We start from the raw sequence: 23,732 nt of genomic DNA on the forward strand, positions 1-23,732 counted from the left end.
ATGCTGCGGGACCAGCCCGGCAGCAACGGCGACGCTTCTTGCGTCAGATCGTACTTGTTGACTCAGTCGTGGACCGATTCGTTCTGGCTGCGTCCGGCACTGCGATAGGCATCGCGCACCCTCAGCAGGTGGTTGCGCATGGCTTCGGAGGCCTGGTGCGGATTGCGCGCCTTCAGCGCATCGAGGATGTCGCGGTGGTCCTGCAGGCTGCGTTCCAGCGTGGAGGGGATGCGCGAGGTGATGGAGCGGCTCTTCTTGCCCAGCATGTAGAGACTGCCGGCGACGCTTTGCAGGAAGGGATTGTTGCAGGCCTCGATGATGGCCTCGTGGAATTCCACATCCGCTGCCGAGAAGGCCGCCGGGTCCGACAGCAACCGCGCCTCATCCTCGACGTTGCGCGCCAGGCGCGCCAGTTCGGCGTCGTCGATATGGGTGGCGGCCAGCGCGGCCACGCCGGTCTCGATGATGAGACGGGCGTCGAACAGCGCTTCCAGCGTGCCGGGGTTGAGATCGATGATCATCTCCAGGGGCTCCAGCAGCTCGCGCGTTTCCAGCGAACTGACGAAGGTGCCCTCGCCCTGGCGGATGCGCAGCAGGCCCAGCAGGGCCAGCCCGCGAATGGCTTCCCGCACGGCAGGACGGCCCACGCCCAGCATGGCTGCCAGTTCGCGCTCGGGCGGCAGTTGCTGGTCAGGTTTCAGCAGGCCGCTGCGTATCATGGTCAGCAGCCGCTGGGCTACCTGCTCGGAAATGGATTTCTGGACGATGGGGTCGAAGGACATGCTCTCTGGGTATCTGCCTGTAGGGTGAATCGCTGCCGTCGCGGCAGTGTCGGCCTGGCCCGCCAGCCCGGCATGTGCGGGCGACAAAAGGTATGACCAATCGGGGGTGAGGATAGGTATGGGGGAGGATTGTGTCAAGCGGCGGGAAAATTGGTGCGGTGCGCAAGAAACTAGGCGATATCGCACCACCCATCAGGTGCCGTCACACAAGCGCGCTGATCCGTGCGAAGAGCGTGGGGTCTTGGTCCACCAACTTGAGCAACACGGCTGCCTGCGCGTTGGGCCGTGATACGCCCTGCTCCCAGTTTTGATACGTCCGCGGATTGACACGCAGGCTGCGGGCCATGATCGCCTGAGACACCCGAGCCTTGCCCCGTACCCGTTGAATCTCCTCGGCTGTGATCGTGACCGGCTCCGGCGATAGCTTGACTTTGCTTGTGCGCAAGGTCAGCTTGCCCTCTCGCTCATTGGCCATGTCTTGCACGCCCGCCATCAACTCTTCGAATAAATTTCTTTTTTTCATGATGTCTTCCTTGAGGACAGTTCATCTTCCAGCGCACGCCTGAGCAGTTTTCTCTGATGAGCAGTGAGGTCGTTCATCTCATCTTTGTCGTAGATAGAGCAAAGCCAGAAGTGGCATTGTTCGTCCCAAAAATAGTAGATCACTCTCAGGCCACCACGTTTTCCCTTGCAACGACGCGCATCAGGAAAACGAATCTTTCGAAGTCCCCCCGCATCCTTGATGAGGCTTCCCGCTTGCGGCTGCCGCATCAGCATCTGCTGAAGCGTTGCAAAGTCATCGTCCGAGAGGTAGTTCTCCCGGACTGCTGCAAACATTCGCGTTTCTTTGAAGATCGCTTCCATCCGCGAACCATACGCATCTCGCGTATAGTTCGCCATCGTACCATAGTGCAGCATCAATCCAGCTTCCGCCCCGCCGTCTCCCGCACCATGGCAATGGCCACCAGTGAGATGAGGCCGGTACCGATCACATACCAGGCCGGACCCAGGTTGGAACCGGTGGCCTTGACCAGCCAGGTGGCGATGAACTGCGAGAAGCCGCCAAAGATCGATACGCCCAGTCCATAGCACAGGGCCAGCCCGGTCGCCCGCACGCGGCGCGGGAACAGTTCGGTCATCATGACCACGCTGGAGACCGAAGTGAAGACCATGGGAATGACCATCACCGTCACCGCCGTCAGCAGGCCCATGCCGCTGCGCAGATGGTTCATCAGCATGAAGGCCGGGAACACCAGGACGATCAGCGCCAGGCGCGACCAGGTGGCCACCGGCTTGCGGCCGAGGCGATCAGTCAGGATGCCGGCCGGCGCACACAGCAGCAACTGCAGCAGGCCGGCCAGCCAGGAGGCCCACAGCGCCAGCGAGAACGGCATGTGCAGGATGGCCTTGGCATAGGTGGTGATGTAGTGCATCACGATGTAGTTGGCCGAGGTCCCGCCGATGACGATGGCCGTGCCCAGCAGCAATGGTTTGCGATGCGCCTGCAGGATCTCGCTCAGGGCACCCGGTGCCCGCTTGCCCGGCTGGCCTGACGCGGGCGCATGTTCCACCTCGGCGGTCTCATCGAGGAAACGGCGGATGTAATTGCCGATCGGCACCAGCAGCAGGCCGACGACGAATGGCAGACGCCAGCCCCAGCTTTCCAGCTGCTCAGCAGTCAGCGCATAGGTCAGCAACAGTCCCACGCCGGAGCCGACCAGCGTGCTGAGCGCCTGGCTGAACAGTTGCCAGCTGCTGTAGAAACCACGTGTCCTGTCGTCCGCGTATTCCAGCAGCATGGAGGTCGACGCGCCCACTTCGCCGCCCACCGCAAAGCCCTGGATCATGCGGCCGGCGATCATCAGCAGCGGCGCGGCCAATCCGATCTGGGCATAGGTCGGGGCCACGATGAAGATGGCCGAGCCCACCGCCATAAGCCACAAGCTCAAGGTCATGGCCGGCTTGCGTCCGCGCCGGTCGGCGAACTGCCCCATGATGATGCCGCCCAGCGGGCGCATCAGGAAACCCACCCCGAAGGTGGCCAGCGACATCATCAGCGAAGCCCATTCCGAGGTACTGGGAAAGAACTGGCGACCGATGATGGCCGCAAAGTAGGTGTAGATGGAAAAATCGAAAAACTCCAGGCCATTGCCGATGGTGATGGCGGCGATCTTCTTGGCCTTGGAAACCGGAGCGGGTACGGCAGCAGCGGGGCTGACGGCGGCTGAGTGGCTGTTGCTGTTCATGGTGTGGGTGGCCCTTCTGTCGTGTCTGTTGTGCGTTGGCAGCGCCCGGCGAGATTGCGCCGCCGGGTGCCGTTCTCCCCTGTGACGGATCAGGCCACCAGCGGCGCGTCCGACAGGAAGCGCTGGGTCAGCTTGACCCAGTAGCTGGCCGCGATCGGCAGGATGCCGTCATTGAAGTCATAGCGCGGGTTGTGCACCATGCAGCCGCCCTGCTCTCCTTCCCCATTGCCGATGATGACGTAGCAGCCCGGGCATTGCTCCAGCATGAAGGAGAAATCCTCGCTGCCCGTCAGTTGCTGGACGTTCTCGATGAAGGCGTCCTGTCCCAGCCAATCACGCACCACGCCTTCGGCAAAGGCGGTCATGCCCGCATCGTTCTGCAGCGCCGGATAACGCCAGTGGTAATCGACCTCCGCCCGCGCGCCCATGGCCTGCGCCTGGGTCTGGGCCAGCTCGGTGATGCGCTGGCGCAGCAGCGCCCGCACCTCGGGCGAATAGGCGCGCACCGACAGGCGCAGCTCGGCGGTCTCGGCGATCACGTTGGGGGCATTGCCCGCATGCAGCGCACCGACTGTCACCACCGCCATCTGGCGCGGATCGACATTGCGCGCGACCACGCTCTGCAAGGCCACTACCAGATAGGAGGCCACCAGAATTGCATCGACCGTGATGTGCGGCATGGAGCCATGCCCCCCATTGCCGATGATCTTGATGATGACAGTATCGGACGAAGCCATGAAGGCCCCCGGCAGGGTACCGAACTTGCCCACCGGATAACCGGGCATGTTGTGAAAGGCGAACACGCCATCGCAGGGAAATCGCTCGAACAGGCCATCCTCGACCATCTTGCGCGCACCGCCCAGGCCTTCTTCGGCGGGCTGGAAGATCAGGTGCAGGGTGCCATCGAAGTCGGTGTCCTTGAGCTCGCGCGCGGCCGCCAGCAGGCTGGCGGTATGGCCGTCATGGCCGCAAGCATGCATGGTGCCGCCGTGCTGGCTGGCATAAGGCAGCTTGGTCTCCTCATGGATGGGCAGGGCGTCCATGTCGGCACGCAGGCCAAGGCGGCGCGGACCGCTGCCCTTCTTCAAGGTCCCCACCACGCCGGTCCCGCCCAGGCCGCGATGGACCTCGTATCCCCATTCGGCCAGCTTGCCGGCGACCAGCTCGCTGGTGGCGTGCTCCTCGAACGCCAGTTCGGGATGGGCGTGAATGTGGTGACGCAGCGCCACGCTTTCCTGCAGGTGGTGCAGGATGCCGGGCACGAGGGCGGAAGAGGACGGGTTCTTGGTCATTGCGGGTCTCAGGGTAGTGGAATGCGATCCTGCCGATGCGCACTGGCAAGCACGCTGGCATGGCCGGTCTCACCATGCAGCATGCATACCAGTGCGCCTCCGGCAGACGGAACAGGCCGGGCGGGACAGCCCCGGGAGCTGCGTAAATCATTTACACTTCTGCCCGCAACACCCAGCCCCTCCTGGTGCGGCAAGTGTGCAGCCATTGCGCGGCGGCGTCGCGTCAACGGCTCGTTGACATGAATAGATCCGGTTGAATCGAAAAACAGATGCGCGAATACGGTGCAGCGTTTATCCTCGCCGCACCCCTTCATGAGGCCCCCCGAGGAGCGAACCCATGGCGCGTCCGCCCGAACTGAAGCTGCAGCAACTGCAATATCTGATCGCCATCACCGAGCATGGCGGCCTGCGTTCGGCTGCACAGGCCCTCAACGTGACCGCCGCCGCTGTCAGCAAGGGCTTGCAGGAGTTGGAGAATACCGCCGGCACCCGCTTGCTGGAACGCCAGGCACAGGGGCTGCAGCTCACGGCTGCGGGCCGCAAGCTGCTCACTCGAGCCCGGCTGATCCAGTGTGAAGTCGAACAGGCCATGCAGGAACTGGGCGCTGCGCGGGCCAGCAATCGCATCCGTTTCACCGTCGGTGTCACGCCGTGGATTTCGCTGACCCTGCTCACCCCCACGCTGCTGCGCTTTGCCGAACTGCGGCCGGATGTGAGCCTGCGCCTGTCCGATGTCTTCGGTTCCGACTATGCTGCCCTGCGCGAGGGCAGCATGGACCTGGCCATCGGCCTGGCACCGCCCGATGAGGGCAGCGCTGAACTGGCGGCACGGCCGCTGTTTTCCTACGAACACGCGATCGCCTGCCGCCGTGGCCATCCGCTGCAGCAGGCCCGCCATCTGGAGCAACTGGCCGGACAATCATGGTTGGTCAGCCACGAGATCGGCCAGTACCAACCGCCCCTGCGCGATTTCTTCCAGACACACTATGGCGACGGTGCGCTGCCTGGCGGCGGCCAGGTGCATCAGTACCGTTCCCTACACATGATGGAACTGATCTGCAACAGCGACCTGCTCACCGTGGTCCCCTGGCCGGTGATCGAAGCCAGCCGCCAGCACTACCCGCTGGAAGCGCTCACGCTCAAGGAGCGGCTGCCGGCCAGCATCACCTGCTACGTCACGCGCAAGAACGCGCCCATCCATGGCTGCGTGAGCGATTTCGTCGGGGCCATGATGCATGTGCTCACCGACGAGGCCACCCGCAGCCGCTTCCTGCATCCGCGGGTGTTGCGTTCGCTGGACGTGATCGCACAACGCTAGCCGGCAGGCGCGCGCATCTGGTAGCCTAGGGCCTGCCCACCCCACCGCCGAGCACCCATGAACCTGCGTTTCGTCGAGGCCTTCCACTGGGCCGCCTCGCTCAAGAGCATCACCCGCGCCGCTGAAAAGCTCCACATCACGCAATCGACCATGTCCAGCCGCATCGCCTCGCTGGAAGAGGAACTGGGCGTGGTGCTGCTGGACCGCCGCGAAAAACAGTTTCGCCTCACCGTGGCCGGCCAGCGCTTCCAGCGCCTGGCGGTGAAACTGCTCGACATGCAGCGCCAGATCCGCCAGGAGCTCGGCGGCAACAGCGCCGGCCCGCTGCTGCTGCGCATCGGCAGCATCGAATCGGTGGTGCACAGCTGGCTGCCGGCCTGGCTGCAGGAAATCCGCAGCCGCTATCCCGATTTCGCGCTGGAACTCACCGTCGAAACCTCGCCGGTACTGACCGAGCAGATCCGGCGCGGTGCCCAAGACCTGGTCTTTACCTCCACCGTAGGCAGCGACACGGCCGTGCGCTCGCGCCTGATGACGCCGATGGAGATGGTCTTCGTGGGCCACCGCGAACGCTTCGGTACGCGTTCTCACACGCTGGACGAACTGGCCGCACACGACCTCATCACCTTCCAGCGTGGCTCGCAGCCGCACCAGGGAGTGCTGCAGCTGTGCCAGGAATGGGGCGTGATCGAACCGCGCGTGCATGCCATCTCTTCCATCTCCGCCATGGTGCAGCTGGTCGAAGGCGGCTTCGGTGTAGCCACCCTGCCGCGCGCCTCGGTGCGCGAACTCACGCGCCGTCTTCCCCTGCGCATCCTGCGCTGCGAAGCCACGCTCCCGCCCTTGCAGATCCACGCCAGCTATCGCGAAGACCCCAGCTCCAGCCTGGCCGAACTGGTCCTCGATTCGGCATTGGAGCATGCACGCCGCACCCAAGGCAAAGGCCGCGCCACCGAAAAATGAGCCACTGGCACGGAAATCGCTACAGTGAAATTTCCGTTGTCCTCATCGAAAAAATCGATAACAAAAGATATAAATTTTTTGTTGGACGCTGTCCCGGCACGCTCCTAACATCGGCTCCATTCCAAGAAGGAGACCGCCATGCCAGAGACTACCACCGCCTCGCCTGCCGTACCGATTCATTCCGCCGCAGCGCCTGTGCTGTCGGCTTCCTCCAGCGCGCTAGACGTGCGGCTGGCTGCCCGCAGCGGGGCATTCACCGGCCACACCAGCGGGGTGGCCAGTGCCCATGTGCAAGTCAACCTGGCGATCCTGCCGGCGGCGTTGGCCGATGATTTTCTCGCCTTCTGCGAACGCAATCCCATCCCCTGTCCCTTGCTGGCCGTGTCCAAGCCGGGCTCGCCCGCCCTGCCCGCGCTGGGCCTGGACCTGGACGTGCGCAGCGACGTGCCGCGCTATCACCTGTGGCGTGACGGCGAGCGCGTGGCCGAGGTGAACGACCTGCGCGCAGTGTGGCGCGACGATCTGGTCACGTTCGCGCTGGGCTGTTCCTTCTCTTTCGAGCATGCGTTGCTGGCCGCCGGTATTCCGCTGCGCCATGTCAGCGAAGGCCGCAACGTGGCCATGTACCGCACCAATATTCCGACGCAGCCGGTGGGCGTGTTCCAGGGACCGACGGTGGTGTCGATGCGGCCGCTCAAGGCCGCCGATGCCATCCGCGCCATCCAGATCACCGCACGCACGCCGCAGGTGCATGGCGCACCCATTCACATCGGCGACCCGGGCTTGATCGGCATTGCCGATCTCCACCAGCCCGACTATGGCGAAGCGGTGGACATCCACGCCGATGAGCTGCCGGTGTTCTGGGCCTGCGGCGTCACGCCGCAAGCCGCCATCGTCGCTGCCCGGCCCGAATTCTGCATCACCCATGCACCCGGCTACATGCTGGTGACCGACAAGCTCAACAGCGAACTGCTGCTCGACGCGCAGGCCTAGCGCCTGCTGCCGCTCTACCGTTTTTTCATCGATGGCCGCATGCTGCCTGCATGCGACCAGCGATGCCGCACGTCAGTGATTTACACATTCATTACGGGGATCAACATGTGGCTGCAAGAGACAACGACATCCGAGCGACGCACGCTCACGGCAACCTTCACCGGCTATGCGGTGGATGGTTTTGATTACATGATCTACACCTTCCTCATCCCCACGCTGCTGGCCGCGTGGAGCATGAGCAAGGCCGAAGCGGGCTATATCGCCACTGGTGCCCTGCTGACCTCAGCCATCGGCGGCTGGGCAGCAGGCGTGCTGGCCGACCGCTATGGGCGGGTGCGCGTGCTGCAATGGACGGTGCTGTGGTTTGCGCTCTTCACCTTCCTCTCGGGCTTCACCACGTCCTTCGGCGAACTGTTCTTTACCCGCGCGATGCAGGGCTTCGGCATGGGTGGCGAATGGGCTGTCGGCTCGGTGCTGATCGCCGAGACCATCTCGGCCCGCCATCGCGGCAAGGCCTCGGGCCTGGTGCAGAGCAGCTGGGCGGTGGGCTGGGCGGCTTCGGCGCTGGCGTTCTGGGGCGTCTATGCGGTGCTGCCGCCGGAGACGGCGTGGAAGGTGCTGTTCTGGATCGGCGTGCTGCCGGCCCTGCTGACGCTCTACATCCGCCGCGCCATCAGCGAACCGGAGGTCTTCCTGGCGACCCAGGCCCAGCTGCGCGAGAGCGGCCAGCGCGGCAACTTCCTGCGCATTTTCCATCGCGACCTGCTGCGCACGACGCTGCTGGCCAGCCTCCTGGCGACCGGCATGCAGGGTGCGTATTACTCGGTGACCACCTGGCTGCCGACCTTCCTGAAGACCGAACGCCACCTGTCGGTGCTGGGCACCAGTACCTATCTGCTGGTGTTGATCGGCGGGTCTTTCTGTGGCTACCTGACCTCGGCCTGGCTGTCGGACACCATCGGCCGCCGCCGCTGTTTCATGCTGTTTGCGGCCATGGGGATCGTGCTGGTGCTGAGCTATACGCAGCTGATCATTACCGATGCGTGGATGCTGGCGCTGGGCTTTGTGCTGGGGTTTTTCCTGTCGGGGATTTTCTCGGGGATGGGGGCCTATCTGTCTGAACTGTTTCCCAGCGATGTGCGCGGTTCGGGACAAGGATTCTGCTACAACTTCGGGCGTGCGGTCGGGGCGATCTGCCCGGCGCTGGTCGGGTATCTCAGCAACAGCCTGCCGCTGGGGCAGACCATCGGGTGGATTGCGGCCGGGTGTTATGGGCTGGTGATCGTGGCTTGCCTGATCCTGCCGGAGACCCGGGGCAAGGAGCTGGAGGCGGTGGTGGCGGCATCGTGATCCACCACCGTCCGGTTGAACAACGCAATGCTCACTACCCGCCGGCTCAGTTCCAGATAACGACATGCCTTGCGTTGCGACAGCCCCCGACGAGTAAGGACTTCCAGCGCTTCGCGCAGGCCCGCGGAGGTCATCATTTTTTTCGGCTTAACTCCTTCAAGCCATCAATCACCAGTAGCTGCTCCGCCACCATGCGTTTGAGTTTGTCATTCTCGGATTCAAGCTCTCTGAGCCGCCGGGCATCCGAGACATCCATACCGCCAAACTTGTTTCTCCTGCGGTAAAAGGTCTGCTCAGTAATGTTGTGGCGCTTGCACAGATCTACCGTCGCAATCTCCTTGCTCTCTGCTTCTCGCAAGATGCTGATGATATGTTCGTCCGTAAATCGCTTCTTCATTGAGTTCTCCTTGGCGTTAGCATAAAGAACTCACTTAGCCGGTGGCTACAAAATTCGTCTCAGGTCACTGCCTCAGCTATTCCAACGTCCTTCGGATCGAGATCTGCATTGGGAAGAATAGCTTCCCTGCGATCCCTGGCACGGCAGGCGTGCTTAAGTAGCCGCGAGTATCCAGATTTTCCAGTCCCGTTTTCGCCATAGATGACGGTTAGGCCATCTGCTGCAAGTGGGAGACTGCCTCCGTTTGCCAATGCATTTACGTGCTTGAGATCTTTGATTGCGGTTATTTGAACAAGCCTCTCCGAATCCACAGACGATGCCACTTCCGCATCCTGAAGCACCATCGGCCTGTGATCAAAACGCGTCGAGTATTCCAGCCTCAGATTTGGCGAGGGCATGAATCACGTCCAAGTCGTCCGAACTTATAGCCCGGTCTGCAAAAAGTCTAGCGATGGCATGTTGCTGCCACTCCGGAAGCTCCTATGACCACTTATGAATTTCCTGAAGAATCGACATATCACTCCATTCTTTTATGGTTCTCTCATTGTTAGAATGTCTAGCCCCGTCCGCCAGAAATTGACAGTAAGTTAAGTATATTCATAAAATTGGGCAAAGCACTAATCTTTCGATCAACTCTAATTGCTCGGCGGAATGGCCTTTAAAAGAATATGGAAATTGCACTCGCGAAGGGAAACAAGAATAAGCTCTGGCTAAAATTTTTGCTTCCGACCTACGCGTCGCGGTATGGGTATTGAGACACGTAATGACAGGAGCGCGTCTGACGCTCTTAATTAAATAAAGAAGAAGACGATGTCTATTAGCGAGAAATCTATAAAACTACTGTGGGCAAATGCTGCAGGGCGATGTTCGTTTCCAGGTTGCGGTATTAGGCTTACTGGCCAAGGTACTGAAGGGGGGAACTACACAAACGGTGAAATGGCGCATATCAAAGGCGATAAGATAGGATCAAACCGGCACGATGAGAGCCAATCAGTAAAAGATAGAGACAATTATGAAAATCTAATTTTGCTATGTCCCACGCATCACTCTTTAATTGATAAGCCAGAAAATGAGAAAAAGTATTCAGTGGAATGGCTTCTGAATCAAAAACGGAAGTTTGAAATTTGGGCAGTCGAATCTCTGACATCAGGCGAAATTAATTCACTTGAACGGTTGAAAACCGTCGTCGCTCCCCTTTTGGCCGAAAATCGCCAAGCATGGATTCAGTATGGCCCCCTGTCGGACCTTGCAAGGAAAAACCCGAATAACGACAAGTTTATCGGCTATTGGAAATCAGCAAGATTAACAACGATCGTTCCCAATAATAGAGCTATAGCAGAAATCCTCAACAAGCATCGATTACTGTTTGATATCTCGCTTCAAGACACCATAAGCAAGTTTTTGGCGCACGCTAAAAGTTACGAACTGTGGGTACAAGACGATATTCCATACGAAGCGGTGGAGAGATTCCCGATTGATTTTGAACTGATTATTAAGGGATAAAATGGCAGCTCATAACAGCGAATATCCTTGGCTGAGCTATTACGGGAATTACAGGTTCTTCGAAGATCGAATGCGGGATCATTCGAAGGTCACTCTAGTGGAAAGGCTTGAAACTGGCCATTACCGATTGGTGCGCTCATCAGGACCGGATATCGTTGTATTTATATGCGAGTGCTACTCTTTTGGTGCATCGGAGTACGACGAAGTTATCGAAAATATAGGCCCTGTCAACGCCGTGGTAATTAGTTCGAATTGGTGCGGCTACGCTTTGGATTTCAAACTGGATTGTATGAATAGTGACGTGGGGATTTTTACTATTGGAGAATTCATGGCCGCGCTTAACTTGAAGGAATTCTGGACTTACCTATCTCCGCAACAAAAGAAAGATCTGGAACGACGAAAATGATCGGGGAAGAGGTTCAAATATTTGGGTTCGGATCTTTTTTTAGGGATTCGAAAACCTATAATGATATTGATTTGCTGCTTCTCCATAGGGATCTTTCTCCGTGTTCCCGTCAATTTGCAATTGCCTGCAAGCGTGGTTTGGGTGAATCAGGCTTCAAACTGCATATAACTATGCTATCGAGCCCCGAAGAAAAGTCGCTTGGATTTATCGAGAGTAGTAGAGCAAAAAAAATTCATACTATTCGACGCGATGAAATAGACGAAGGAATCCAGCGTTTGCTAAAAATAATCAAAGACAGAACTGAGCAAAAGCTAACAGCAGCGACAAAAAAAAGATAGGTAAGTAGTCCATCAGGGGTTACTCGCGATTTCTAGTGAGAGATTTATCAAGATGGTATTTCGGGATCGCGCATTCATGTTATGACGAATGGCCCTCCGTTTCTGGCACCATTGCACGAATTCAGCCCTCCCGAAATGGAATAACTTGCATATCGGTGGAAGAACATACTGTTGGTACCGTTTGCTACTTAGTGGCGCCTTGACAAGCGTCTAGGCGGCTCCTCTAGGGCACAACGAGTGGTTGGATGAAAGGCCATCAGATGGTACCGAGGTACCAAAAGGTGGTGTATCTGGATTGCCAATGATTGGCGCTTTCAAGGCCAATACTCATGGGTCAATGGAAATTAGAACGCTATTGGCCGATGCTCCCCAAAACCCAAGTCCCCAATCCGGATAATCAGACCGCCCCGCGCTTCACCCCCGTATATACGCCCCCAATCCCGCCACCAACGCAGCAAAGGTCACGGCGCAACGCGGGCTCGCCCGCAAGTCCTCATGCATGGCAATCCAGGTTTCCATCTTGAGAGAGAATTTCCTGGGCAGCAGATGCACCAGTGCGTCATCCCTGGCCGCCAGCCCCACCTGGCAAATCCCGATGCCGAAGCCCGCGCGAATCGCCGCCAGTTGCGCCAGATCACTGTCGGCCCGGAATGCCAGGCTGGCGCGCGCGAGCCAAGGGAATTGCTCCAGTACCTTGCGCACAAAGGCGCTCTCCTGATCGAAACCAATCAGCGCATGGCCCGCCAGGGCATCAATCGAGTGCGGTACCCCATGTGCCGCCAGGTAACGCTGGTGCGCGTGCAGTCCCACTTCGATGCTGCCCAGCCGCTTGGCGATCAGCGCATCCTGGACCGGCTTGAACATGCGCACGGCAATGTCCGCCTCCCGCTGCAACAAGTCATCAGCCCTGTTGGACATGACCAGCTCGATGCACAGCCCCGGATGCCGATGCTTGAGTTCGGCAAGGATCGGGGGCAGCACTTCCACGCTGATGACTTCACTGGCGGTCAGCCTGACCGTGCCGCGCACTTCCCTGCCGTGGCTGCTGGCGACCCGGCGCAGTGCGGCGGAAGTCGCCGCGATACCGGCCGCATAAGGCCTCAGTTCCAGCGCCGCATCCGTAGGAGAAAAGCCATCAAAGGAGCGTACGAACAGTTTCAGCCCCAGCGCCGACTCCAGCTGTTCGATGTGGCGGCCCACCGTCGGCTGCGTGAGCCCCATCTCGCGCCCGGCCGCTGACAGCGATCCCGTCTCCAGCACCTTGAGAAAACTGCGGTACCACTCCCAGTTCGGTTCGATGTCGGCCAGGGTATTCATTTATGTATAGACGCTAGGCTAATTTATGCAATTTTCATTTATACCGCAATTTCGCATACTGAGCATGTTCTTGCTCACAACATCTTTCGGGAGAACCCCATGTCCAGGATTGCCCTCTTCGGTGCCGCCGGTGCCATCGGTCAAAGCATCGCCTCTGCCATCAGCGCGCAAGGGCTGTTCTATCGCGTAGTCGGGCGCAGTCAAGCCAGTTTGCGCAAGGCCTTCGGGGCCGACCCGCTGGCCGAGATCGTCAGCTGGAACCCCGACTCGCCGGCCTCCGTGGAAGCCGCCGCACAGGGGATCGACACGCTGATCTATCTGGTCGGCGTCAACTACACGCAGTTCGAGCTGCATCCTGCACTGATGCGCAAGACGCTGGACGGCGCGATCAGCGCTGGCGTCAGGCAGGTTCTGCTGATCGGCACGGTGTATCCCTACGGTCTGCCGCAGACCTCACCGATACGGGAAGACCATCCGCGCAATCCGCACACCTTCAAGGGCCGCATGCGCAAGGCGCAGGAAGACCTGCTGATGCAGGCCGACAGCACAGGACGCATCCGTGCAGCGGTGCTGCGTCTGCCGGATTTCTACGGCCCCGGCGTCGAAGCCAGCTACCTGCGCGGTGCGATCAAGGCGGCGGCACAGGGCGGCACGGCAGACATGATCGGGCCGCTGGATCGCCCGCACGAGTTCGTCTTCGTGCCCGATGTCGGACCGGTCGTGGCCAGGCTGATCAACACGCCTGCGGCCTTCGGCAGGATCTGGCACCTGGCCGGTGCCGGGGTGACGTCGCAACAGGCACTGGTGGAAGAAATGGAAAGGCAGACCGGACGCAAGCTGAAGAAGCGCGTGGCGGGAAAGACCATGCTGCGCATCATCGGATTGTTCAATCCGATGATGCGCGAACTGGTGGAGATGCACTATCTGCAGACGCAGCCGGTGATCATGGATGATTCGGCGCTTCAGCAATTGATCGGGCCGATCAGCAAGACTTCCTATGCGGACGGTATCAGAATGGCACTGGCCAGCCAAGGAAGAACATCCGCTTGAGCAGGCGACGGGGCCGCACCGTCCTGACCGTCATGCGCCGCCAACGCAATGGCCTCAGCTTCTGCAGGGTATCGGTGAAGATCGCTCCGCCCTCGGGATAATAATCATGACCGCAAGAATCAGTGATTCAGTCACGCATTTTGATACTCGTCTATCTCTGCTACGACTCTGGCATCTGAACGGACCGTGATCCCATTGCATATTTTTCGCCAACCTCAATCTGCCATGCAATGAACTCAGCAGCAATAAATCCATAGCGCTCCCGGAATGAAACGGTTTCGCGCCACATAAGCTCGGCGTAGGTCTGCATCAAGGTCGAAGCACGAACGAATTCTGATTGATCCAGATAGCGGTGAATGGCATTCAGCAGAACGGGGAAATCTGCATTCTCCTTCTTTCCCCCGAAAGAGAGTGTGAGCTCCTTTCTGGCAAGCCAGATCGGATCCTCCGCCAACAAGGGCGATATTGACTCCCTCCCGCAAAGCCAGCGCAAGGCCTTCAACGGTCGCGTACCAAAACTGGGAGGAGAAATGATCGCGTGCAGTGCGGTCACGATGGCATCTTCGATACGACCGGCTCGAACGTATTGGGCCCACAGCAAAGACAGGGCATCGGTATATTCCGGCAAGACGGTTGTGGCGCGTTCCAGAAGTGCGATGGCGCCCTCAACCTGCTGCGCCTCTTTTGCAGCGACGAAGCAGGCGAAGGGAGAGTCGGGATCCTCCATTACTGTCGGTGGCTCCGGGTATTCCTCAGTAGCGGACTGAACCACGCGCAGAAACGCAGCAAGAGAAGAACCGACCGGTTGTATCCTCCAGGAATCGTGCCAGGTCTCAACGACGATGGGTTCCAGTGATTCGCGCCCAATCGGCCAATACAGACCGAAGGTGTCACCGTTACCCAATGCGTAGTCAGAGAAAGGGATGAAGCCCAACGGTGGGTAGGGCGTGCGATGGACCCAGTTGCTATCCAATGAAATCAAATTTAGCTGTTCTGGCCGGCGCATAGCAAGAGAGAGGCGTATTGGTGGTACTCCCGGCGCTTACCAACTCACCGAGCTTGACCATATTGAAATTAGAAGACTGTTTGCACCTACTGGAGCCGCATTCACCCCGATTATTCTTTCTTGGCGCAACGTGATGACAAGATCGATCGTTCCAAAACGTCGCTGACTTTTCGAATCGCTTCCGGCGTACAGCTTTCTGCAGTGGGCGTTGGCGAGATCTTTGCCGGCTGACGTGTGAAGCTTCGGTAAGCGAAGACAACCATGATGGCCACCGCAATGACTGCGATGGCCAGATTGGCGCGTGGTTTCAAATCACGGCTCCTCGTTGATACGTGAAAATGGAGAATGATACCGTGCGCAATTTGCTTGCACTCCTTCATATCAATTCAAATCCGGTTCACCGATCCCGCCCTTGGGCAAGCGCGAGCATTTCCGCGAGCATGTTGCGCAATGCCTCGGCCTCCAGCGCAACCATGCCGGAAGCGGTCCGCCTCTCGCCTTGCCTGACATACCTGCCCACCATCTGATAACCCAGCGAATAACCCACCCATCGCGGCAACGTCCCAGTCCCGAAGAACCAGGCCCCGTGATCATGATCGTCGCGACTCCACATCTGCAGCGCCAGCGCGATGGTCTCGCTCATGCTCAGAATATCCAGCGCTTCCCAGGGCTCCGGATCCCCACCCAGGAGCTCTTGCGCGAAGTGTCCCGCCAGCCCCTCCGACACCAGCGCCTCGCCCAGTGTCGCCCCGTATCCGGGACCATCCCAGCGCGCGGCATGATGCAATTCGTGGGCGAACATGCGTTCCAGCGAAGACTGTGCATTGGCCAGCAGCGCGGGATGACCGGGATCGATGGTGAGGTGGATCAGCCCGGGGCGCGGAGCATATCCCAGCAGCCCCTTCTCCGGCACCACCTGTTTTCCGGACTGTATGACCACATCCAGCGGCTGCAAGGGCAACAGCTGCGCAGCCTTGGCATGCGTCTGCAGCAGTGCATCGCTTATCCATGCGCGCAAGGGCGTCAGGCTTGCACGCGCATCGAGAAAATGCAGATGGAGCATCATGCGTTCCTCATATCGACAGGCTCGCGAGCCGGTGCGAGCCGGGCCGCATCCAACTCATCATCCCGCAACGCTGTCCGTGCAATGATGGTCCCGGGTGCAAGCAAGGCTCCGGGCGCGATCACCGCATTGGCACCCACTCGGCAGCCATCGCCAAGTACGGCACCGAATTTGTTGACGCCCGTGCTGACCAGCTTGCCGTCGATGCGGACCCGCACTGTCTTGTCATCACGCTCGTTGCGATGATTGCAGACGATGCTGCCTGCTTCCAGATTGACATCCCGGCCGACGACGGTATCCCCGACAAAATTGAAATGCGCCAGCCGTGCTTGTGCACACAGGAAGGATGATTTCAGTTCGCAACCCGGCCCGATACTGCATCCCTCAGCGATCCAGCATCCGCCACGAAAGTAGGCATGGGCCCCGACGAACACGCCGGGCCCGACGATCAGCGGTCCCTTCAGCGTCACGCCCTGTTCAATCACCGCCGTGCGGTGTATGGCCACCTCGCCATCGATCCTGAATTGCAATGCATCGAGCGTCTGCAGCAACTGGCGGACGATGGCCTCGCTTTGCGCAGTCAACTGCCAGGGAGCAAGGCTAGCCCACGGCGCAAGCGCACTGTCTTCAATGGATGCGATGAAATGAGAAAGATGCGCGGTGGTCATGATGCTCCGGCTGAACGATCGATGAGAGATCCCATATAAAACAGAAAATGTTTCCTCAACCGCAGAGAACGACATTGAAGGACAGTTAGCCCGCCACCGTCGCGCCTATCCCCAGCGTCCTCTCAAAATGCCCCACCACCGCCCGCACCTTGGCCGAATGCTCACGGCTGCGCTGCCAGACGATATGCAGAGGCAAACCCTGCGTCACATGCGCAGGCAGGATAGCCACCAGGCTGCCCTCGCGCAAGGCCTGCTCCACCACCCAGGTTGCCAGCTGCGCAATGCCCAATCCCGCCTGCACCGCCGCCACCTGCGCCTCGGCCTGTCCAAGAATGATGCGCCCTTCCGCATGCTGGCGTACCACCGGCTGATCGCCGTCCTTGATGAGCCACGGACTGCTGCTGCCATCTGCACGCGCATACAGCACCGCATCATGTGCCTGCAATTCCTGCAGGGTGCGCGGCTCGCCACGGCGGGCAAGATAGGACGGCGCAGCGCAGAACACCAGTTCTTCATGTCCGAGGCAGGTATAACCCAGCGTGGCCGGCCAGACGTCGCCGCCCCCGATGCGTACCACCACATCGAGCCCTTCTTCCACCAGATCGACGAAGCGATCCGTGAAGGACACCTGCGGCGTGACCTGCGGATGTTTCTCCGCAAAGGCCAGCAGCGACCCCATGCCGCGCAAGCGGCCAAAGGTGGCAGGCATGTCCACGCGCAGCCGGCCCGAAGGCGCCAACTCATCCGAGGCCAGCATGTCCTCGGCGCTCTTCAACTCATCCAGCACGCGCACGCAGACCTGATAAAACGCATCACCCGCATCGGTCAACTCAACGCGCCGCCGGCCCCGCTGCAACAGCGGGCGCTTCAACCGCTCCTCCAGCCGCGCCACGGCCTTGCCCACCGCTGAATTGGTGAGATGCAGACGCTCCGCCGCCGCTGTGAAACTCCCGGCTTCGACGACGGCAACAAAGGTCTCGAGACCTTTCAGCCTTTCCAGTGGCGACATCTTGCACTCCCGAAGATGGAATATTTTTCCAGATAAGTGACGATTTTATATCCAACAGTGGACATTTGTTCTCACCTACCATGGCGGGCCCAAATTCAAAACGGAGTTTTTCCCATGCCAGCTGCCCCCAGCGCCACCGCGCGCACCCGCACTCAGCCAGCGCAAGATACGCAGGGCGGCAGTGCCTCGATCGCCATTCTCGCGGTGGCCGCTTTCGTCATCGTGACCACTGAATTCCTGATCGTTGGGCTGCTACCCGCACTGGCGCGCGATCTGCGCATCAGCGTGGCCAGTGCCGGCCAGTTGGTCACGCTCTTTGCCGTGGTGGTGATGCTGTGCGGTCCGCTGCTCACGGCCAGCCTGGCGCATCTGGAACGCAAGCGCCTCTTCATCATCATCCTGGTGATCTTCGCGCTTTCGAATGCACTGGCCGCACTGGCCTGGAACATCTGGATACTGGCCGTCGCGCGCCTGGTGCCGGCGCTGGCACTGCCAGTGTTCTGGGGCACGGCCAGCGAGACGGCGGCACAGATCGCCGGACCGCAAAAAAGCGGACGTGCCGTGTCGACGGTCTATCTGGGCATCTCGGCGGCCATGCTGTTCGGTATTCCGCTGGGCACGCTGGTGTCGGAGGCCGTCGGCTGGCGTGCCGCCTTCGGCCTGCTGGCGCTGCTGTCGCTGCTGGTGGCAGTGTTGATTGCGGCTGTGGTGCCGCGCGTGCGCAGCGCCCCCAGCGGTGGCATGGCGGCGCAGGCACGCATCCTGAAGAGCCCCTTCTTCCTGGCCAACGTGGCACTGTCGGTACTGGTCTTCACGGCCATGTTCACGGGTTATACCTATCTGGCCGAGATGCTGGAAAAATCCGCCGGCATCGCCCCCGCGCATGTCGGTTGGTCGTTGATGGGCTTTGGCGCGGTCGGCCTGGTCGGCAACTGGCTGGGCGGGTTGTGGGTGGATCAGAAGCCGCTCGCCACCACCGCCCTCTTCTGCGCCATCCTCGCGCTGGGCATGGCGGGCAGCATGCTGTTGAGCCAGGCGGGCTGGGCCTTTGCGCTGGCACTGGCGGTATGGGGCATCGCCAATACGGCGCTCTATCCGATCTGCCAGATCCGCGTGATGAAGGCTGCTTCGGGCGCGCAGGCGCTGGCCGGTACGCTCAATGTCTCGGCCGCCAATGGCGGGATCGCGCTCGGTGCCGCGGTGGGCGGTGCGGCGCTGTCGTCGTGGGGCACCGGTCAGGTGGGCTATCTGGCGGCGGGGATTGCGATGCTGGCGGTGGTGATGGCTACCATCGTGGCGAAACTCTCACCGCGCTGACAGCACGCCGCTGCGCTCAGCGCCTCAACCAAGAAGGCCGGCATCAAGCCGGCCTTCCTCATTCAAGACGCATCACTCAAGCCTCTTGCTGCACCCGCGCCGCCTTGGCCACGAAACTGCAGACCGCTTCGGTCACCTGCACCGTGGTCGCCTTGCCGCCCAGGTCACCGGTATGTAATGCCGGATCGGCCGTGACCGCTTCAATGGCCTGCATCACCTGCGCCGCTGCATCGTGCTCGCCCAGGTGTTCCAGCAGCATCACCACCGACCAGAAGGTACCGACCGGATTGGCCAGGCCTTTGCCCATGATGTCGAAGGCCGACCCGTGGATGGGTTCGAACATGGACGGATAGCGACGCTCCGGATCGATGTTGCCGGTGGGCGCAATGCCCAGGCTGCCCGCCAGCGCAGCGGCCAGGTCGGAGAGGATATCGGCATGCAGATTGGTGGCCACGATGGTGTCCAGCGTGGCGGGACGGTTGACCATGCGCGCGGTGGCGGCGTCGACCAGTTCCTTGTCCCACTTCACGTCCGGGAATTCCTTGGCAATCTGCACCGCGATCTCGTCCCACATCACCATCGCATGGCGCTGGGCATTGCTCTTGGTGACGACCGTGAGCAGCTTGCGCGGACGCGACTGCGCCAGCTTGAAAGCGAAGCGCATGATGCGCTCGACGCCGGCGCGGGTCATCATCGAGACATCGGTGGCCGCTTCGATGGGATGGCCCTGGTGCACGCGACCACCGACACCGGCGTATTCGCCTTCGGAATTCTCGCGCACGATGACCCAGTTCAGGTCCTCCGCACGACAGCGCTTGAGGGGCGCGTCGATGCCCGGCAGGATGCGCGTGGGGCGCACGTTGGCGTACTGGTCGAAGCCCTGGCAGATCTTCAGGCGCAGGCCCCACAGGGTCACGTGGTCCGGAATGTGCGGATCCCCGGCCGAGCCGAACAGGATGGCGTCCTTGTCGCGCAGGGCATCGAGGCCATCGGCGGACATCATCACGCCGTGCTGGCGGTAGTAGTCGCCACCCCAGCCGAAGTCCTCGAAGTCGAAGGCGAGGTCGGCACGGGCGGCGGCCAGGGCTTGCAGCAACTGGCGGCCCGCAGGAATGACTTCCTTGCCGATGCCGTCGCCGGGGATGGTTGCGATGCGATAGGTCTTCATGTCTCCAGCCTTTCTTGATGAGATGCGGTGTGGGGTCTCGCAAAATGAGGGCATGCGCCGCGTCTTTGCATGCGGACTACTTTACCCATACTGAAAGGACAGGAACCGGTGCTAGACTTAAAGCATTCTTAACCTGAATTCAACAATCCATTTTTTGTTTTCCTGGCGAGGTTTCATGCAGGACACCGTTCTTCCCGCCGACCTGCGTTTCTTTTCCGTGCTGGCCATGGCCGGCAGTCTCTCTGCGGCCGGGCGCGAGCTGGGACTGACCACGGCGGCGGTCAGCAAGCACCTCACGCTGATGGAAGCGCGGGCCGGCGTGCCGCTGGTCAACCGCACCACGCGCCGCATGATGTTGACGCCCGAGGGCGAGCTCTATCTGGAACATGCGCGCCGCATCCTCGACCAGATCGATGAATTGTCCGAACTGCTGGGCAGCTCCAAGCGCCGCCCGGAAGGCCTGCTGCGGGTCAACGCCACACTGGGATTCGGGCGCAGCCATGTGGCGCCGGTGATTTCCAGATTCGTGACGCGCCATCCGCAGGTGTCGGTGCAGTTGCAGTTGTCGGTGATGCCGCCGCCGCTGACCGAGGACAGCTTCGATGTCTGCATCCGCTTCGGCGAGCCGCCCGATACCCGGGTGGTAGCGCGGCGGCTGGCGTCCAATGCGCGCCTGCTGTGCGCCTCGCCGGACTATCTCAGGCGCAGGGGCATGCCGCAGACGCCGCATGACCTCTCCAAACACAATTGCGTGGGCATCCGCCAGGGCGATGAGGCTTATGGGGTGTGGAAGCTGTCTTCGGGCAGCGGTGCTTCGCGCAAGACGGAGACGGTCAAGATCCGCGGCAACCTCACCACCAATGACGGCGAGATCGCGGTGAAGTGGGCGCTGGATGGGCACGGCATCCTCATGCGCGCCGAGTGGGATATCCGCAGCTATCTGGAACAGGGGCGGCTGGTGCAGGTGCTACCCGGCTGGCAGACGCCCAATGCCGATATCTTTGCGGTGTATTCACAGCGCCAGCAGCTGTCGACGCGGGTGCGCAGCTTTGTGGATTTCATTGCGCGTGAGTTGGCTGAAACTTCGCCCAAGCCGCGTATTACCGTGTTGGGCAAGCGCTAGCAGCGCGGTGCAGCTTCCATCCGCCCCCGCGCCCGCGTTAAGATAGCCGCCAACCCCGTCCACCCGCCCAGCCACTTCCTTCATGACGTCCAGCCAAGCGCCCGCCGATCTAGCCACCCGCCGTGCCGGCAAGCTCACCGACACGGTCTATGCCAGCCTGCGCGATGACATCTACGCCTTCCGCCTGCTGCCCGGCGACCGCTTTGCCGAGAACGATGTGGCCGAGCGGCTGCAGGTCTCGCGCACGCCCGTGCGCGAAGCGCTGATGCGCCTGCAAAGCGAAGGCCTGGTGCGCGGCCACTTCCGCAATGGCTGGGAAGTGGTGCCAATCGACCTGGCGCGCTTTGCCTCCCTCTACGAATTGCGCGAGATGCTGGAGCTGCACGCCGTGCGCAAGCTGTGCTCCCCGCGCATCGCCCCGGCCGTGCGCCAGCAGCTGGTGGCCGAGCAAGGCGCGATCTGGCAGTGCGCCCCCGGCGACCGCCTGCCCGACGGGCTGGCCGTCGCGGCCCTGGACGAAGCCTTCCACTGCGCGCTGGTGCAGGCGGCCGGCAACCCCGAGGCCGATACCGTCTACCGCCAGCTGGCCAACCAGCTGCGCATCATGCGGCGCCTGGACTTCGCCTATGGCGACTGCATCGATGACACCTACGCCGAACACCGCGCCATCCTCGATGCCATCGCCCGCAGCGATGCCGCTCTGGCTGGCGAGCTGATCGCGCGTCACATCGAAGACAGCCACACCGTGGTCGAGCGCCTCACCATCGCCCGCCTCGAACAGGTACGCGCCGAGTCGGTGCAGGCTGCACCGGTGCCGGGCAACGCACCGGCAACGACACCCACCCGCCGCAAGCGTTTTGGCTGAAAAAGTGAAGCTTTGCGCCTGAACTGCGGGTCGCAGGCGGGTTTTTACGCTCCCGAAGAAGAATTGCACCGATTTTCCTGTGCCGGATTTGCCTGGGAGCAAATGGCACGAAAGCTGCTTTTGTGGCTGGCAGGATTTATGCATACATAAATTCAGTCCAGCGGCATCCTGCCCGATCCGGCAAGGCTGACCGTCCCACTCTGGCTTTCTGTACAGGAGAAACGCATGACCACCCTCACCCAAACCGCCCCGGCGAGCGCGCAGGGCCTGCTGCGCAACCGCTGGTTCCAGCTGTTGATCGGCCTGATCTGCATGATGGCCATCTCCAGTCCGCAATACGTGTGGACCTTGTTCACCAAGCCGCTCACGGCCAAGCTGGGCGTGCCGCTGTCGGAGCTGCAGATCACCTTCTCGATGCTGATCGTGCTGCAGACCTTCTTCTCGCCCTTCCAGGGCAGCCTCATCGAGCGCTTCGGCGCGCGCCGCCTGATCGCCATCGGCACCTTCATGTCCGGCCTGTCCTGGATCCTGGCGGCGCAAGCCTCCACCATCGGCATGTTCTATTTGGCCTATGGCCTGGTGGGCGGACTCGGCACCGGCATCGTCTATGTCGGCGTGGTCGGCCAGATGGTGCGCTGGTTCCCGGATCGCCGCGGCTTTGCGGTGGGCATGGTGGCGGCCGGTTACGGCATGGGCGCCATCCTGACCACCTTCCCGATCTCGGCCTCGCTGGCCAGCGCCGGGCTGGAAACCACGCTCTGGCAATTCGGCCTGGTGTTTGCGGTGATCGGCGTGCTGGCCGCACAGGCCCTGCGCTCGCCTGACGCCAGCCATGCAGCCGCCATGCCGGCCCCGGCCATAGCCGCCAGCAAGCTCGATCTGGCGCCGCGCCAGATGCTGCGTACGCCCCTGTTCTGGCTCATGTTCGTGATGATGACCATGATGTCGACCTCGGGCCTGATGGTGACCTCGCAGATGGCCACCTTCGCGCGTGACTTCGGCGTGGCCAACGTGATGGTGTTCGGGCTGGCCGCGCTGCCGCTGGCACTGACCATCGACCGTCTCACCAATGGCCTGACGCGGCCCTTCTTCGGCTGGATCTCGGATCGCTATGGCCGCGAGAACACCATGTTCTTCGCCTTCGCGCTGGAAGGCGTGGCCATGGCGCTGTGGCTGGCCACGCGCGAGAATGCGGTGCTGTTCGTGCTGCTGTCGGGCATCGTCTTCTTCGGCTGGGGCGAGATCTTCTCGCTCTTCCCCTCGACCCTGACCGACACCTTCGGCACCCGCAACGCCACCGCCAACTATGGCTGGCTCTACATCTCGCAAGGTATCGGCTCGATCTTCGGCGGCCCGCTGGCGGCCATGATGCATGAGAAGACCGGCAGCTGGCATCCGGTCTTCGGGACCGCCATCACGCTGGACATCCTCACCGCCTGTCTGGCGCTGATGGTCTTGAAACCCTGGCGCGCACGCTATCTGGCCAAGGCCGGCAACTAAGCCCCCCCTGCTCTCCCCGCGTTCCCTGATGCCGGCCTTGTGCCGGCATCGTCGTTTT

Annotated in this window: 25 protein-coding genes and 1 pseudogene; 12 read left to right on the top strand and 14 right to left on the bottom strand. The window is 61.1% G+C overall.

The genetic code is table 11. The features are described 5' to 3' along the window. Nucleotides 1-62 precede the first annotated feature (62 nt). From ACWFUC_RS22890 to ACWFUC_RS22910, 5 genes are all read right to left on the bottom strand, one after another. On the bottom strand, nt 63-782 hold the full coding sequence (locus ACWFUC_RS22890; RefSeq protein ID WP_034329812.1) for a FadR/GntR family transcriptional regulator: 720 nt from the start codon (nt 780-782) through the stop codon (nt 63-65). Between the two features lie 202 nt (nt 783-984). Further along, nucleotides 985-1,305, bottom strand: coding sequence for a helix-turn-helix domain-containing protein (locus ACWFUC_RS22895; RefSeq protein WP_121045050.1), 321 nt, complete (start codon nt 1,303-1,305; stop codon nt 985-987). Continuing rightward, on the bottom strand, nt 1,302-1,700 hold the full coding sequence (locus ACWFUC_RS22900) for a toxin (protein WP_243442889.1): 399 nt from the start codon (nt 1,698-1,700) through the stop codon (nt 1,302-1,304). The genes ACWFUC_RS22895 and ACWFUC_RS22900 overlap by 4 nt, the downstream gene beginning before the upstream one ends. After that, nucleotides 1,700-3,028: an MFS transporter gene (locus ACWFUC_RS22905; RefSeq protein WP_121045052.1), complete on the bottom strand. Its 1,329-nt coding sequence runs from the start codon at nt 3,026-3,028 to the stop codon at nt 1,700-1,702. Before ACWFUC_RS22905 ends, ACWFUC_RS22900 begins: the two co-directional genes overlap by 1 nt. An 89-nt stretch (nt 3,029-3,117) precedes the next feature. Beyond that, nucleotides 3,118-4,320 (bottom strand): M20 aminoacylase family protein, encoded by a 1,203-nt coding sequence (locus ACWFUC_RS22910; RefSeq protein WP_121045054.1) that lies wholly within the window; start codon nt 4,318-4,320, stop codon nt 3,118-3,120. Nucleotides 4,321-4,657: 337 nt separating this feature from the next. Here ACWFUC_RS22910 and ACWFUC_RS22915 point away from each other — a divergent pair, with 337 nt between their 5' ends. From ACWFUC_RS22915 to ACWFUC_RS22930, 4 genes are all read left to right on the top strand, one after another. Further along, nucleotides 4,658-5,638 (top strand): LysR family transcriptional regulator, encoded by a 981-nt coding sequence (locus ACWFUC_RS22915; RefSeq protein ID WP_489623447.1) that lies wholly within the window; start codon nt 4,658-4,660, stop codon nt 5,636-5,638. 57 nt (nt 5,639-5,695) lie between these two features. Further along, the gene (locus tag ACWFUC_RS22920; protein WP_088754923.1) at nt 5,696-6,601 is read left to right on the top strand and encodes a LysR family transcriptional regulator; all 906 of its coding nucleotides are present in this window, start codon (nt 5,696-5,698) and stop codon (nt 6,599-6,601) included. Nucleotides 6,602-6,739: 138 nt separating this feature from the next. Continuing rightward, on the top strand, nt 6,740-7,594 hold the full coding sequence (locus ACWFUC_RS22925; RefSeq protein ID WP_489623448.1) for a putative hydro-lyase: 855 nt from the start codon (nt 6,740-6,742) through the stop codon (nt 7,592-7,594). Between the two features lie 105 nt (nt 7,595-7,699). Further along, a complete protein-coding gene (locus ACWFUC_RS22930; RefSeq protein ID WP_489623449.1) occupies nt 7,700-8,944 on the top strand; it encodes an MFS transporter in 1,245 nt (414 codons plus the stop codon). Nucleotides 8,945-8,964: 20 nt separating this feature from the next. Here the strand turns inward: ACWFUC_RS22930 and ACWFUC_RS22935 are convergent. Both ACWFUC_RS22935 and ACWFUC_RS22940 read right to left on the bottom strand, forming a co-directional pair. Then, nucleotides 8,965-9,341: pseudogene (locus ACWFUC_RS22935) on the bottom strand (transposase); the annotation flags it as partial. 59 nt (nt 9,342-9,400) lie between these two features. Then, nucleotides 9,401-9,739 carry a hypothetical protein gene (locus tag ACWFUC_RS22940; protein WP_489623450.1) on the bottom strand — a complete coding sequence of 113 codons (339 nt, stop codon included), beginning with the start codon at nt 9,737-9,739 and terminating at the stop codon, nt 9,401-9,403. A 412-nt stretch (nt 9,740-10,151) separates the two neighbouring features. Here ACWFUC_RS22940 and ACWFUC_RS22945 point away from each other — a divergent pair, with 412 nt between their 5' ends. The 3 genes from ACWFUC_RS22945 to ACWFUC_RS22955 are packed head-to-tail and all read left to right on the top strand — an operon-like array spanning nt 10,152 to nt 11,588. Beyond that, the gene (locus ACWFUC_RS22945) at nt 10,152-10,844 is read left to right on the top strand and encodes an HNH endonuclease signature motif containing protein (RefSeq protein WP_489623451.1); all 693 of its coding nucleotides are present in this window, start codon (nt 10,152-10,154) and stop codon (nt 10,842-10,844) included. A gap of 1 nt (nt 10,845) precedes the next feature. Then, a complete protein-coding gene (locus tag ACWFUC_RS22950) occupies nt 10,846-11,250 on the top strand; it encodes a hypothetical protein (protein WP_489623452.1) in 405 nt (134 codons plus the stop codon). Then, on the top strand, nt 11,247-11,588 hold the full coding sequence (locus tag ACWFUC_RS22955; protein ID WP_489623453.1) for a hypothetical protein: 342 nt from the start codon (nt 11,247-11,249) through the stop codon (nt 11,586-11,588). Before ACWFUC_RS22950 ends, ACWFUC_RS22955 begins: the two co-directional genes overlap by 4 nt. A gap of 414 nt (nt 11,589-12,002) precedes the next feature. Here the strand turns inward: ACWFUC_RS22955 and ACWFUC_RS22960 are convergent, their stop codons facing one another. Then, entirely contained in the window at nt 12,003-12,896 is an 894-nt protein-coding gene (locus tag ACWFUC_RS22960; RefSeq protein WP_489625573.1) for a LysR family transcriptional regulator, read from the bottom strand. 108 nt (nt 12,897-13,004) lie between these two features. On the opposite strand from ACWFUC_RS22960, the gene ACWFUC_RS22965 reads away from it, so the two are divergent. Further along, nucleotides 13,005-13,955: an NAD-dependent epimerase/dehydratase family protein gene (locus ACWFUC_RS22965; protein WP_489623454.1), complete on the top strand. Its 951-nt coding sequence runs from the start codon at nt 13,005-13,007 to the stop codon at nt 13,953-13,955. A gap of 160 nt (nt 13,956-14,115) precedes the next feature. Here ACWFUC_RS22965 and ACWFUC_RS22970 read toward each other — a convergent pair whose 3' ends face one another. From ACWFUC_RS22970 to ACWFUC_RS22990, 5 genes are all read right to left on the bottom strand, one after another. Then, nucleotides 14,116-14,937, bottom strand: a complete 822-nt coding sequence (locus tag ACWFUC_RS22970; protein ID WP_489623455.1) for a hypothetical protein — start codon at nt 14,935-14,937, stop codon at nt 14,116-14,118. A gap of 134 nt (nt 14,938-15,071) precedes the next feature. Then, on the bottom strand, nt 15,072-15,272 hold the full coding sequence (trbK, locus tag ACWFUC_RS22975) for an entry exclusion lipoprotein TrbK (RefSeq protein ID WP_286868142.1): 201 nt from the start codon (nt 15,270-15,272) through the stop codon (nt 15,072-15,074). An 86-nt stretch (nt 15,273-15,358) separates the two neighbouring features. Then, entirely contained in the window at nt 15,359-16,027 is a 669-nt protein-coding gene (locus ACWFUC_RS22980; RefSeq protein WP_489637369.1) for a DUF2268 domain-containing putative Zn-dependent protease, read from the bottom strand. After that, nucleotides 16,024-16,692: an LbetaH domain-containing protein gene (locus tag ACWFUC_RS22985; protein ID WP_489623457.1), complete on the bottom strand. Its 669-nt coding sequence runs from the start codon at nt 16,690-16,692 to the stop codon at nt 16,024-16,026. Before ACWFUC_RS22985 ends, ACWFUC_RS22980 begins: the two co-directional genes overlap by 4 nt. An 85-nt stretch (nt 16,693-16,777) precedes the next feature. Continuing rightward, nucleotides 16,778-17,701: a LysR family transcriptional regulator gene (locus tag ACWFUC_RS22990; RefSeq protein WP_489623458.1), complete on the bottom strand. Its 924-nt coding sequence runs from the start codon at nt 17,699-17,701 to the stop codon at nt 16,778-16,780. 114 nt (nt 17,702-17,815) lie between these two features. Here ACWFUC_RS22990 and ACWFUC_RS22995 point away from each other — a divergent pair, with 114 nt between their 5' ends. Continuing rightward, nucleotides 17,816-19,018 carry an MFS transporter gene (locus tag ACWFUC_RS22995; RefSeq protein ID WP_489637370.1) on the top strand — a complete coding sequence of 401 codons (1,203 nt, stop codon included), beginning with the start codon at nt 17,816-17,818 and terminating at the stop codon, nt 19,016-19,018. 76 nt (nt 19,019-19,094) lie between these two features. Here the strand turns inward: ACWFUC_RS22995 and ACWFUC_RS23000 are convergent, their stop codons facing one another. After that, nucleotides 19,095-20,186, bottom strand: a complete 1,092-nt coding sequence (locus ACWFUC_RS23000) for a tartrate dehydrogenase (RefSeq protein ID WP_489623460.1) — start codon at nt 20,184-20,186, stop codon at nt 19,095-19,097. A 175-nt stretch (nt 20,187-20,361) separates the two neighbouring features. Here ACWFUC_RS23000 and ACWFUC_RS23005 point away from each other — a divergent pair, with 175 nt between their 5' ends. The 3 genes from ACWFUC_RS23005 to oxlT all read left to right on the top strand — a co-directional run bounded on the left by ACWFUC_RS23005 (nt 20,362) and on the right by oxlT (nt 23,674). Then, nucleotides 20,362-21,309, top strand: a complete 948-nt coding sequence (locus ACWFUC_RS23005; protein WP_489623461.1) for a LysR family transcriptional regulator — start codon at nt 20,362-20,364, stop codon at nt 21,307-21,309. Between the two features lie 82 nt (nt 21,310-21,391). Further along, nucleotides 21,392-22,174, top strand: a complete 783-nt coding sequence (locus tag ACWFUC_RS23010) for a GntR family transcriptional regulator (RefSeq protein ID WP_039784589.1) — start codon at nt 21,392-21,394, stop codon at nt 22,172-22,174. Nucleotides 22,175-22,399: 225 nt separating this feature from the next. Continuing rightward, entirely contained in the window at nt 22,400-23,674 is a 1,275-nt protein-coding gene (gene oxlT, locus ACWFUC_RS23015; protein WP_121045131.1) for an oxalate/formate MFS antiporter, read from the top strand. Nucleotides 23,675-23,732: the final 58 nt, after the last annotated feature.

The sequence above is a fragment of the Herbaspirillum sp. Her4 genome (assembly GCF_057961335.1).

Bases quoted from the DNA above. Each gene is read 5' to 3' on its own strand.
- ACWFUC_RS22890 (WP_034329812.1), bottom strand. From the start codon at position 782: ATGTCCTTCGACCCCATCGTCCAGAAATCCATTTCCGAGCAGGTAGCC.
- ACWFUC_RS22895 (WP_121045050.1), bottom strand. From the start codon at position 1,305: ATGAAAAAAAGAAATTTATTCGAAGAGTTGATGGCGGGCGTGCAAGAC.
- ACWFUC_RS22900 (WP_243442889.1), bottom strand. From the start codon at position 1,700: ATGCTGCACTATGGTACGATGGCGAACTATACGCGAGATGCGTATGGT.
- ACWFUC_RS22905 (WP_121045052.1), bottom strand. From the start codon at position 3,028: ATGAACAGCAACAGCCACTCAGCCGCCGTCAGCCCCGCTGCTGCCGTA.
- ACWFUC_RS22910 (WP_121045054.1), bottom strand. From the start codon at position 4,320: ATGACCAAGAACCCGTCCTCTTCCGCCCTCGTGCCCGGCATCCTGCAC.
- ACWFUC_RS22915 (WP_489623447.1), top strand. From the start codon at position 4,658: ATGGCGCGTCCGCCCGAACTGAAGCTGCAGCAACTGCAATATCTGATC.
- ACWFUC_RS22920 (WP_088754923.1), top strand. From the start codon at position 5,696: ATGAACCTGCGTTTCGTCGAGGCCTTCCACTGGGCCGCCTCGCTCAAG.
- ACWFUC_RS22925 (WP_489623448.1), top strand. From the start codon at position 6,740: ATGCCAGAGACTACCACCGCCTCGCCTGCCGTACCGATTCATTCCGCC.
- ACWFUC_RS22930 (WP_489623449.1), top strand. From the start codon at position 7,700: ATGTGGCTGCAAGAGACAACGACATCCGAGCGACGCACGCTCACGGCA.
- ACWFUC_RS22940 (WP_489623450.1), bottom strand. From the start codon at position 9,739: ATGCCCTCGCCAAATCTGAGGCTGGAATACTCGACGCGTTTTGATCAC.
- ACWFUC_RS22945 (WP_489623451.1), top strand. From the start codon at position 10,152: ATGTCTATTAGCGAGAAATCTATAAAACTACTGTGGGCAAATGCTGCA.
- ACWFUC_RS22950 (WP_489623452.1), top strand. From the start codon at position 10,846: ATGGCAGCTCATAACAGCGAATATCCTTGGCTGAGCTATTACGGGAAT.
- ACWFUC_RS22955 (WP_489623453.1), top strand. From the start codon at position 11,247: ATGATCGGGGAAGAGGTTCAAATATTTGGGTTCGGATCTTTTTTTAGG.
- ACWFUC_RS22965 (WP_489623454.1), top strand. From the start codon at position 13,005: ATGTCCAGGATTGCCCTCTTCGGTGCCGCCGGTGCCATCGGTCAAAGC.
- ACWFUC_RS22980 (WP_489637369.1), bottom strand. From the start codon at position 16,027: ATGATGCTCCATCTGCATTTTCTCGATGCGCGTGCAAGCCTGACGCCC.
- ACWFUC_RS22985 (WP_489623457.1), bottom strand. From the start codon at position 16,692: ATGACCACCGCGCATCTTTCTCATTTCATCGCATCCATTGAAGACAGT.
- ACWFUC_RS22990 (WP_489623458.1), bottom strand. From the start codon at position 17,701: ATGTCGCCACTGGAAAGGCTGAAAGGTCTCGAGACCTTTGTTGCCGTC.
- ACWFUC_RS22995 (WP_489637370.1), top strand. From the start codon at position 17,816: ATGCCAGCTGCCCCCAGCGCCACCGCGCGCACCCGCACTCAGCCAGCG.
- ACWFUC_RS23000 (WP_489623460.1), bottom strand. From the start codon at position 20,186: ATGAAGACCTATCGCATCGCAACCATCCCCGGCGACGGCATCGGCAAG.
- ACWFUC_RS23005 (WP_489623461.1), top strand. From the start codon at position 20,362: ATGCAGGACACCGTTCTTCCCGCCGACCTGCGTTTCTTTTCCGTGCTG.
- ACWFUC_RS23010 (WP_039784589.1), top strand. From the start codon at position 21,392: ATGACGTCCAGCCAAGCGCCCGCCGATCTAGCCACCCGCCGTGCCGGC.
- oxlT (WP_121045131.1), top strand. From the start codon at position 22,400: ATGACCACCCTCACCCAAACCGCCCCGGCGAGCGCGCAGGGCCTGCTG.